Below are 10,698 nucleotides of genomic sequence, written 5' to 3'. Positions count from 1 at the left end.
AGCGCGGCGGGCCGAACGGCGCCGCGCCCGCCGGGAACAGGCGGCCGGGCCGCTGCCGGCACCTCAGCCGGCCGAATAGCACCGCCCGCCGGGCCTCCGCCGGGGCCGATCCGGGGAGCGACGCTTGACGCGGCGCGCCGGGACGGGGGATGGAGCCCTGTGCCCCGCGTGCAAATGAAAACTGACCTCCTCGCCGGTTTCGCCGCGATGGCGCCCGTCATCCCGGTTGTGACCATCGAGGACGTGGCCCAGGCGGCCCCGCTCGCCCGCACGCTGCTCGAGGCCGGCCTGCCGGTGATCGAGGTCACGCTGCGGACGGGACGGGCCCTCGCCGCCATCGAGGCGATCGCCCGGGAGGTGCCCGAGGCCGTGGTCGGCGCCGGCACCCTGCTGCGGCCTGACCAGATCGAGCCTGCGCGAGCCGCGGGCGCGCGCTTCCTGGTGACGCCCGGGACGACCCGGGGCATGGCCGACGCCCTGGCGGAGTCGGACCTGCCGGCCCTGCCCGGCTGCGCCACCGTGTCGGAGGCGATCGCGCTGGCGGAGCTCGGCTTCCGGCAGCTCAAATTCTTTCCCGCCATCGCGTCCGGCGGCCAGGGCTGGCTGAAACAGGTGGCCGGGCCCCTGCCGCACTTGCGCTTCTGCCCGACCGGCGGCCTCGACCTCGGCAGCGCCGCCACTCTTCTCGCGCTGCCCAACGTGATGTGCGTCGGCGGAGCCTGGATGGTGCCGCCCGCCGCGTTGGCGGCCGCGGATTGGACAACCATCGCAGCGCTCGCCCGGGCGGCCGCCGCCCTGCCCCGTCCGCGCCCGTACGGGTAGCCGGCCGGGCTTGCCTCGCAGCTCCGAGGCCCCACATTCTGCCGATCCGTTCGCGCGGACCCCCGCGGGGACGGGCCGGGAGCACCGGCCTGACGGGAGACAGGCACGGGCGTCACATCGGCGTCACGGCCACGATCATACGTTCGGCAGTGAAAGCCGACCAAAGGAACCACGTTGCAGATCACAGAGACCAAGACCGACGACACCCATCGCCGCCGCAAGCCGGCCCACAACGCGAAGATCCAGCGCCCGACAGCATGGCGTCCGGAGCCCTCCGGCCTGAGCCGCGCCGAGCTGCGCCAGATCGTTCTCGATACGCTCGGCTGAGCCGGGCGCCGCCACCCGCCATGGCTCACGCGAGCCGCCGGCGGGCGGGCCCCATGAGCGGGCCCCGGGCCCCATGAGCGGGCCGAAGGCAGGCCGGTGAACCGTTGCCGCGAACCGTGCGACCGCGGCCGGGCGGCCATCGGCTCACATCGCCGACACCGAGCCGGCCGCCACAGGCCGGGCCCGGTCTTCGGCGCCCCCTAGACCGCCGCCGCGCGGTGAATTCCGTCCGCCTCCTGGACGGAGACGAGCCGCCCGCGCCGGATCAGATAGTTCACATGCGCCAGGACCTCGCTGAACGCGAACCCGGTCTGGTGGGCGTCGAGCGGGCGGGGGAAGATCACCGGCACGAGTTCGGCCCCCGAGCGGGGCGCCTCCCGACAGGCGGCCACGATCTCGGCGCAGCGCTCCTCGTGGTGCTCGGCCATGGCGTCCAGCCGGGCATGCAAGCCCGTGAAGGGCAGGTCGTGCCCGGGCAGCACGAAAGCGTCCTCCGGAAGGGCGCTCCGCAGGGAGCGCAGCGAGCGCAGAAAGATGCCGAGGGGATCACCCTGGGGATCGCGCGCCGAAACGCTGACATTCGGCGAGATGCGGGGCAGCACCTGATCGGCGGACAGGAACACGTTTTCGGACGCGAGATAGAGCATCATCTGCTCGGACGCATGCCCGCCCCCCGTGAACACGTCGAAGCTGCGGCCGCCGATGATCAGCCGGTCGCCGGCGATCACGCGCCGGAACGTGTGCGGCAGGCCGGTCAGCATGCGGAGGTAGTCGTGCCCCCGCGTCATCACGGCCTCGGTGACGGTCTGGTCGAGCCCGTTCGCCACGTAGAAGCTGCGATAGGGGTCCTTCTCGAGCGAGCTCGGATTCGTCGTGAGCACCAGCGCCTGCAGGTACTCGGTCTCGGTCATGTCGAGCGGCAGGCCGAGTTTCGAGGCGAGCCAGCCCGCGGCCCCGACATGGTCGGGGTGCATGTGCGTGACGATGAGGCGGGTCAGCGGGCGGCCCCGGAGAGGGCCGGCCAGCAGCGCCTCCCAGACCTCGCGCGTGTGCTCGTTGCCGATGCCGGTATCCACCACCGCCCAGCCCGGGCCGTCCTCGATCAGGTAGCAATTGACGTGATCGAGCCGGAACGGAAGCGGCAGCCGGGTCCACAGAATGCCGGGTGCGACCTCGATGGCTTCGCCCCAGGCGGGCGGAACGGGATGGGGATGGGCGAGGCCGGGAGCGAGTACCATGCCCGTTGGCTACAGGGCCGAGCCGCCACCCTCAAGCGCCGCTGACGGTCCGGGCCGTCTTCGCCGGGCAGCGGCGAAGACGGGCTGAGCCGCCGGGGCGGGCCTACTCGGCCGCGATGCGCTGTGGCGGGGCGCCCAGCGCGCCGGACGCCTCGATCTCCTGCACACGCGCGTCGGAGAAGCCGAGCACATCGCGCAGCACCTCCTGGGTGTGCTCGCCGAGCAGGGGCGAGCGCTTCACCTCGGTCGGCGAGTCCGACAGCTTGATGGGGTTGCCGACCGACAGGTACTTGCCGCGGACCGGGTGATCCACCTCGACCACCGTCCCGGTGGCACGCAGCGACTCCTCCTCGGCGATCTCCTTCATGGACAGGATCGGACCGCATGGGATGTCGTATTCATTGAGGATATCCATGGCCTCGAACTTGGTCTTGGTCATGGTCCACTGCTCGATGCGCTCGAAGATCTGGTTCAGGCGCGGCAGCCGGGCGGCCGGCTTGGCGAAATCGGGATGCGCCTTCCACTCGGGCTCGCCGATGACGTCGCAGATTTTCTCCCAGACCGGGGCCTGAGTGATGAAGTAGATATAGGCGTTGGGATCGGTCTCCCAGCCCTTGCACTTGAGGATGCGGCCGGGCTGGCCGCCGCCCGAGTCGTTGCCGGCGCGCGGCACGGCGTCCCCGAACGGGATGCCCTCGCCGAACTGCGAGTATTCGGTGAGCGGACCGTGCGCCAGGCGCTGCTGGTCGCGCAGCTTGACGCGGCAGAGATTGAGCACGCCGTCCTGCATGGCGGCATCGACGCGCTGGCCCCGGCCCGTCGTCTCGCGCTGGAACAGGGCGGTGACGATGCCGAGGGCAAGGTGCAGGCCGGTGCCGGAATCGCCGATCTGGGCGCCGGTGACGAGCGGCAGGCCGTCCCGGAATCCGGTCGTCGAGGCCGCGCCGCCGGCGCATTGCGCGACGTTCTCATAGACCTTGCAGTCGGCGTATTTGCCCGGGCCGAACCCCTTGATCGAAGCCACGATCATCCGCGGATTGAGGCTCTGGATGTGATCCCAGGTCAGCCCCATCCGGTCGAGCGCGCCCGGCGCAAAGTTCTCGACGAGCACGTCGCAGGTCTTGATCAGCGCCTCGAGGACTTCCTTGCCCTTCGGGTTCTTGGAATCGATCGTGATCGAGCGCTTGTTGTGGTTCAGCATCGTGAAATAGAGGCTGTCCGCCCCTTTCACGTCCTGAAGCTGGCCGCGCGTGATGTCGCCCGTGCCCGGCCGCTCGACCTTGATCACGTCGGCCCCGAACCAGGCCAGAAGCTGCGTACAGGTCGGCCCCGACTGCACATGTGTGAAGTCCAGGATGCGGACGCCGTCCAGTGCCTTGCCCATCTTCCTTCCCCTCTGACCGTCAGTCTTCAAAGACGCGCTGTCGCGCCGATCACGCCGTGCCGGGCTGCCGGACCTCGGAACCTTCCGGCTTCGGCTTCCGCTTCACCGCGCTCTGCGGGTTCAGGTTGCCGATGCGGCCGCTCTCGCTGCCGGCCGCCGGGTCGATCACCGCATTGATCAGCGTCGGCCGCCCGGAATCCATCGCCTCGTTCACGGCCCGCCGGAGTTCGTCGGGCGAGGTCGCGTTGACGCCCACACCGCCGAAGGCCTCGATCATGCGGTCGTAGCGCGCGCCCTTCACGAACACGGTGGTGGCCGGACCGTCGCCGGCCGGGTTCACGTCGGTGCCGCGATAGATGCCGTCGTTGTTGAAGACCACCACGCAGACCGGCAGGTTGTACCGGCAGATCGTCTCGATCTCCATGCCGGAGAAGCCGAAGGCGCTGTCGCCCTCGATGGCCAGCACCGGATGGCCGGTCTCGATCGCAGCCGCGATCGAATAGCCCATGCCGATGCCCATGATGCCCCAGGTGCCCACGTCGATGCGCTTGCGCGGCCGGTACATGTCGACGATGCCGCGGGCGAGGTCGAGCGTATTGGCGCCCTCGTTCACCAGGATCGCCTCCGGGCGCTCCTTGATGACCGTCCGCAGAACGCCGAGCGCGCCGTGGTAATCCATCGGCGAGTTGTTGTTCATCAGCCGCGGGGCCATCTTGGCGACGTTCTCGTCGCGCTTCTTGGCCACCGTGCTGGTCCACTCGGCTGAAGGCGGGCTCCACTTGGCTCCCATCTCGGCCAGAAAGGCGTCCACGCAGGAGCCGATATCGCCGACCACCGGCGCCACGATCTCGACATTCGAGTCCATCTCGCGCGGCTCGATGTCGATCTGGATGAACTTCTTCGGCGCGTCGCCCCAGGCCTTGCCCTTGCCGTGCGACAGCAGCCAGTTCAGGCGCGCGCCGATCAGCAGGACGACGTCGGAGTCCTTCAGCACCGTCGAGCGGGCGGCCCCGGCGCATTGCGGATGGGTGTCGGGCAGGAGGCCCTTGGCCATGCTCATCGGCAGGAAGGGCGCGCCGCTCGTCTCGACGAAGCGCTTGATCGCCTCGTCGGCCTGGGCGTAGGCGGCACCCTTGCCCAGGATGATCAGGGGCTTCTTGGCGCCCTTCAGCACATCGAGCGCGCGGCGGACGGAGGACGGGGCCGGGATCTGCGCCGGGGCGGCGTCGATCACCTTCACCAGGGACTTCTCGCCCTTGGCGGCATCCATGGTCTGGCCAAACAGCTTTGCCGGCAGATCGAGATACACGCCCCCGGGCCGGCCCGAGACGGCGGCCCGGATGGCGCGCGCGACCCCGATGCCGATGTCGGCCGCGTGCAGCACGCGGAAGGCCGCCTTGCACATGGTCTTGGCCACGGCGAGCTGGTCCATCTCCTCGTAATCGCCCTGCTGCAGATCGACCACCTCGCGCTCGGAGGAGCCCGAGATCAGGATCATCGGGAAGCAGTTCGTCGTGGCATGGGCGAGCGCGGTCAGGCCGTTGAGGAAGCCCGGCGCCGAAACCGTGAGGCACACGCCTGGCTTCTTCGTCAGGTATCCGGCGATGGAGGCCGCATAGCCGGCGTTCTGCTCATGCCGGAAGGACACGACCCGCATGCCCTCGGCTTGCATCATGCGGCCGAGATCGGTGATCGGGATGCCCGGGACGTTGTAGATCGTCTCCACGCCGTTGAGCTTCAGCGCGTCGATGACGAGGTGGAACCCGTCCGTCAGGTCCGGCTCGGCCCCGCTTTCGGCCCCGTGCTGCACCACGGTCTTCACTGCTGCGGACATCCCGCTTCCTCCCTGTTCTCAAGTTCTCGGCTCGACAAACGGAACCGGCGGCCGGCCGTCCGGCGATGCCAAGGCGTCAATCGATATCCAGGTGGGTCTCGACATAGGTCGCGAGCCGCAAGGTGTGGTCGCGCGCAAGCTGCTCGGCCGCCTCGGTGTCCCGCGCTTCCAGCGCCTCGATGATGGCCATGTGGTCGCGCAGCGAGCGCTCGGCCCGCTCCCTGGCGAAAATGGTCCGATGCCGGATCGCCCGGACATGCACCATGATCTTGTCCGTCATGGAGACCAGGATGTCCGACTCGCTCAGCCGGATCAGCGCCTGGTGAAAGGCGATGTTCGCGGACGAATACTCGTCCACATGCGTCATGGGCGCATGGTCGGGTCCGAAGGACGTGAAGAGCCCGCGCAACGTCGCGATCTCGGGGTCTGTCGCATTCTGCGTGATGAGGCGGGCCGCCATGCTCTCCAGGGCCGCCCAGGCCTGGACCATCTGCACGATTTCGCGCTTGGTCTTGCGGACCACGACGATGCCGCGCCGGGGCGCGATGCGGACGAAGCCTTCCTGGTGCAGAACGGCCAGCGCCTCGCGGATCGGCGTCCTGCTCACACCCAGCCGATCGGACAATTCCCGCTCGTCGAGCATGATGGGCTCCGGCGAGCCGTAGACGTCGAGATTGCTGATGGCCTCCTTGAGGACCGTGTAGGCCTTCTCCTTGAAGGTGGCCTCGGCCGGAATCCGGGCAAAGGCGAGCGCAACGTCGCCCCCCGGTCTCGCGATAGCCTGTGCCGCCCGGTCGCTCAAAGCGCGATCCACCCCGCCCCGTCGTCTTACCTTTTTTCTGGCATGCCTGATACCAACGGTCAACGCGGGGCCGTCTGCAGCCTGCAGTTTGTCGCTTGACAAAGGCGGCGCCTGGTATGCCAACTACCACCATCGGAGGCGCGGCGCCGCTCGCATCGTTTGCGCCTGCCTGACAAGCAAGAAGCGGCAGCAGGAGGACTTGATGGCCGAGGCAGCATTGAGGCGCGAGCAATCGGGCGCGTCGGCAGGGGGCGCTGCGCACGCGACCGTCCGGACCGTCATCGACCGGGTCAGGGCCGATGGGCGGACCAGCCTCACGGCTCCCGAAGGCAAGGTCGTCTGCGACGCCTACGGCATCCCGGTGCCGCAGGAGGGGGTCGCGAACTCGGCCGCCGAGGCCGTGAAGCTCGCCTCCGCCATGGGTCTTCCGGTCGTCATGAAGATCGTTTCGCCCGACATCCTGCACAAGACGGAGGCCGGCGGCGTCCTGGTCGGGCTGAAGAGCGCCGAAGAGGTGTCCAAGGGCTACGACACCGTCCTGGCCAACGCCAAGAACTACAAGGCGGACGCCAAGATCGACGGCGTGCAGGTCCAGCAGATGCTGAAGGGCGGCACCGAGGTGATCGTCGGTGCCATCACGGACGGCTCGTTCGGCAAGCTCGTGGCCTTCGGCCTCGGCGGCGTTCTGGTCGAGGTCCTCAAGGACGTGACCTTCCGGCTCGCCCCCGCCACCCGCGACGACGCCATGTCGATGCTGGACGGCATCCAGGCGGCCGAGATGTTGAAGGGCGTCCGGGGCGGCGACCCCGCCAATCGCGAGGCGCTGGCCGACATCATCGTCAAGGTGTCCCAGCTCGTCTCCGACTTTCCGGAGATTTCCGAGCTCGACCTGAACCCGGTTTTCGCGACCAAGAGCGATGCGACCGCGGCCGACGTCCGCATCGTGCTCGATTTCGAGCAGAAGCCGCGTCCGGTGACGCGCTCCAACGACGAGATCGTCGCCGCCATGAACCGCATCATGCGGCCAAAGGCGGTCGCGGTGATCGGCGCCTCGGCCGAAGCCGGCAAGATCGGCAATTCGGTGATGAAGAACCTCATCAACGGCGGCTACAAGGGCGAGATCTACCCCATCCACCCCAAGGCCGACGAGATCCTGGGCTACAAGGCGTATAAGAGCGTCAAGGATGTGGAGGGTGTGATCGACACCGCCGTGTTCGAGATCCCGGCGAAGTTCGTGGCCGGCGCGCTGATCGTGTGCGGCGAGAAGCAGATCCCTGGCGCCGTGCTGATCCCGTCGGGCTTCGCGGAAGCCGGCGCCCCCGAGCTTCAGGACGAGATCGTCGAGATCGGCAAGAAGTACAATGTGCGGCTGATGGGGCCGAACATCTATGGCTTCTACTACACGCCGGAAAATCTCTGCGCGACCTTCTGCACGGCGTATGACGTGAAGGGCTCGGCCGCCCTGTCCTCCCAGTCGGGCGGCATCGGCATGGCCATCATCGGCTTCTCGCGTTCGGCCAAGATGGGCGTCTCGGCCATTGTCGGCCTCGGCAACAAGTCGGACATCGACGAGGACGATCTGCTCGCCTTCTTCGAGCAGGACGAGAACACCAAGGTCATCGCCCAGCATTGCGAGGACTTGAAGGACGGCCGCGCCTTTGCGGAGGCCGCTAAGCGCGTTTCCAAGAAGAAGCCCGTGATCGTGCTGAAGGCCGGCCGCACCTCGGCGGGCGCCAGGGCGGCGGCCTCGCATACGGGGGCGCTCGCCGGCAACGACAAGATCTACGAGGACGTTCTCAAGCAATCCGGCGTCGTGCGCGCCCGCTCCCTGCGCCAGTTGCTCGAATTCGCCCGCGGCGTGCCGATCCTGCCGACCCCAAAGGGCGAGAACATCGTCATCATCACGGGTGCTGGCGGCTCCGGCGTGCTCCTGTCGGATTCAGTGGTCGACAACGGCCTGTCGCTGATGAGTTTCCCGAAGGACCTGGACGAGGCCTTCAAGACATTCATCCCGCCCTTCGGCGCCTCGGGCAATCCGGTCGACATCACCGGCGGCGAGCCGCCGAAGACCTACCAGAACACGGTCCGGCTCGGGCTCGAGGACGACCGCATCCACGCGCTCATCCTCGGCTACTGGCACACGATCGTCACCCCGCCGATGGTGTTCGCCAAGCTGATGGTCGAAGTCTATGAAGAGATGAAGGCCAAGGGCAAGGACAAGCCCGTGGTCGCTTCGCTGGCGGGTGACGTCGAGGTCGAGGAGGCCGCCGACTACCTCTACCAGCACGGCATTCCGGCCTACGCCTATTCGACCGAGCTGCCCGTCGAGGTGCTGGGCGCGAAGTACAAATGGGCCCGCGGCGCCGGATTGCTGTGACCCGGCGGGTCGCCCCTATGCCGGCCGGGCTGGTCCCGGCCGCCTCACACGTGACAGTCCCGGCCCACCGGGCCGAGGCGGTCGGGACAGGCCCGGCCGGGACGGACATGAGCCGATGAACATCGAAGCCCCCGCCGTCATGCCGGGCACATCGGCGGCCCGGGCCATCCATCCGGGATCGGGCCGGCGCAAGTCGCGCGACACGCCCAAGGGCCGGCAGGTCGAGCCCGCCGCCTTGCGCGAGGTCGAGGCCCTGCTGGACGGGCGCCCCCTTCGCCCGGACCTGCTCATCGAACACCTTCACCTGCTGCAGGACAGCTATGGCTGCCTGCACGCCCGGCACCTGGCGGCGCTGGCCTTCGCCATGAAGCTGGCCCTGGTCGAGGTCTACGAGGTGGCCTCCTTCTATGCCCATTTCGACATCGTCATGGATGGCGAGCCGGCGCCGCCGCCCCTGACCGTGCGGGTCTGCGACAGCCTCACCTGCTCGCTGATGGGGGCCGAGGCGCTGCTGGCCGATCTGCCTTCGGCGCTTGGCGCGGGCGTGCGGGTGGTGCCGGCGCCCTGCATGGGTGCGTGCCACAACGCCCCGGCCGTCGCCATCGGTCACGCCCTGCACGAGCACGCCTCCCTGGGCAGCGTCGTGGAGGCGATCGAGCGCGGCCGCCCCCATGCCGACATGCCGGACACGATCGACTTCGAGCGCTACCGGGCGGAGGGCGGCTATCGGCTGCTCGGCGAATGCCTGTCGGGCGTCCGCTCGGTCGAGGACATCCTGACCGCGCTCGAGGATTCCAGCCTGCGCGGGCTCGGCGGGGCCGGGTTCCCGACCGGCCGCAAATGGCGCTTCGTGAGGGCCGAGCCGGCCCCGCGGCTGATGGCCATCAATGCCGACGAGGGCGAGCCCGGCACCTTCAAGGACCGTCACTATCTCGAGCGCGACCCGCACCGGTTCCTGGAAGGCATGCTGATCGGCGCCTGGGCGGTCGAGGCGAGCACGGTCTACATCTACCTGCGGGACGAATACCCGCAGATCCGTGCGCTGCTGCAGCGCGAGATCCCGAAGCTCGCCGCGGCCGGCCTCGACCGGCATGTGCGGATCGAGCTCAGGCGCGGCGCCGGCGCCTACATCTGCGGCGAGGAATCCGCGATGCTCGAATCCATCGAGGGCAAGCGCGGGCTGCCTCGGCACAAGCCGCCCTTTCCGTCGCAGGTCGGGCTGTTCGGCCTCCCGACCCTGATCAACAATGTCGAGACCGTCTTCTGGGTGCGGGACATCGTCGAGAAGGGGCACGAGGCCTATGCGGCGCACGGCCGAAACGGCCGCAAGGGGCTGCGCAGCTTCTCGGTCTCGGGCCGGGTGCGGGAGCCGGGCGTCAAGCTGGCGCCGGCCGGGATCACGGTCCGGGAACTGATCGACGAATATTGCGGCGGCATGGCCGAGGGCCACAGCTTCAAGGGCTACCTGCCGGGTGGCGCCTCGGGCGGCATCCTGCCGGCCTCGATGGGTGACGTGCCGCTCGATTTCGGCACGCTCGAGCCACATGGCTGCTTCATCGGCTCGGCCGCCGTGGTGGTTCTTTCGGACCAGGACGACATGCGGGCCGTGGCCCTCAACCTCCTGCGCTTCTTCGAAGACGAGAGCTGCGGCCAGTGCACGCCCTGCCGGGTCGGCACGGAGAAGGCCGTCACCCTGATGGAGCGCCGGGCCTGGGACGAGACGCTGCTGAACGAGCTGACCCGGGTGATGACCGACGCCTCCATCTGCGGCCTCGGTCAGGCGGCCATGAACCCGGTCAAGCAGGTTTTGAAGCATTTCCGGTCGGAGATCCTGGTCTGCGACCCGGCGAGCCCGGCCGAGCAGGCGCCGGATCCCGGCAAGCCGGCCCGCTACTAGACCGAAGGAGAACGACC

8 protein-coding genes are annotated in these 10,698 nt (G+C 68.8%); 4 read left to right on the top strand and 4 right to left on the bottom strand.

The annotated features are described in order from the left end of the window. Positions 1-174 precede the first annotated feature (174 nt). Together eda and JWR86_RS05510 are read left to right on the top strand one after the other, a co-directional pair. A complete protein-coding gene (eda, locus tag JWR86_RS05515; protein ID WP_299561877.1) occupies positions 175-822 on the top strand; it encodes a bifunctional 4-hydroxy-2-oxoglutarate aldolase/2-dehydro-3-deoxy-phosphogluconate aldolase in 648 nt (215 codons plus the stop codon). Positions 823-996: 174 nt separating this feature from the next. After that, positions 997-1,149: a hypothetical protein gene (locus JWR86_RS05510; protein WP_299561873.1), complete on the top strand. Its 153-nt coding sequence runs from the start codon at positions 997-999 to the stop codon at positions 1,147-1,149. A 200-nt stretch (positions 1,150-1,349) separates the two neighbouring features. Here JWR86_RS05510 and JWR86_RS05505 read toward each other — a convergent pair whose 3' ends face one another. The 4 genes from JWR86_RS05505 to JWR86_RS05490 form a co-directional block, all read right to left on the bottom strand. Next, positions 1,350-2,387 (bottom strand): MBL fold metallo-hydrolase, encoded by a 1,038-nt coding sequence (locus JWR86_RS05505; RefSeq protein ID WP_299561871.1) that lies wholly within the window; start codon positions 2,385-2,387, stop codon positions 1,350-1,352. Positions 2,388-2,490: 103 nt separating this feature from the next. Next, on the bottom strand, positions 2,491-3,771 hold the full coding sequence (frc, locus tag JWR86_RS05500) for a formyl-CoA transferase (RefSeq protein WP_299561869.1): 1,281 nt from the start codon (positions 3,769-3,771) through the stop codon (positions 2,491-2,493). A 49-nt stretch (positions 3,772-3,820) separates the two neighbouring features. Beyond that, positions 3,821-5,605: an oxalyl-CoA decarboxylase gene (oxc, locus tag JWR86_RS05495; protein ID WP_299561867.1), complete on the bottom strand. Its 1,785-nt coding sequence runs from the start codon at positions 5,603-5,605 to the stop codon at positions 3,821-3,823. Positions 5,606-5,681: 76 nt separating this feature from the next. After that, on the bottom strand, positions 5,682-6,383 hold the full coding sequence (locus tag JWR86_RS05490; protein WP_299561875.1) for a GntR family transcriptional regulator: 702 nt from the start codon (positions 6,381-6,383) through the stop codon (positions 5,682-5,684). A 226-nt stretch (positions 6,384-6,609) separates the two neighbouring features. On the opposite strand from JWR86_RS05490, the gene JWR86_RS05485 reads away from it, so the two are divergent. Both JWR86_RS05485 and JWR86_RS05480 read left to right on the top strand, forming a co-directional pair. Beyond that, entirely contained in the window at positions 6,610-8,784 is a 2,175-nt protein-coding gene (locus tag JWR86_RS05485; protein ID WP_299561865.1) for an acetate--CoA ligase family protein, read from the top strand. A gap of 115 nt (positions 8,785-8,899) precedes the next feature. Next, positions 8,900-10,681 (top strand): NADH-ubiquinone oxidoreductase-F iron-sulfur binding region domain-containing protein, encoded by a 1,782-nt coding sequence (locus JWR86_RS05480; protein ID WP_299561862.1) that lies wholly within the window; start codon positions 8,900-8,902, stop codon positions 10,679-10,681. Positions 10,682-10,698: the final 17 nt, after the last annotated feature.

The sequence above is a fragment of the Enterovirga sp. genome (assembly GCF_028290205.1).
Classification (GTDB): Bacteria; Pseudomonadota; Alphaproteobacteria; order Rhizobiales; family Beijerinckiaceae; genus Enterovirga.
This window is presented reverse-complemented; position numbering and strand designations above follow the sequence as displayed.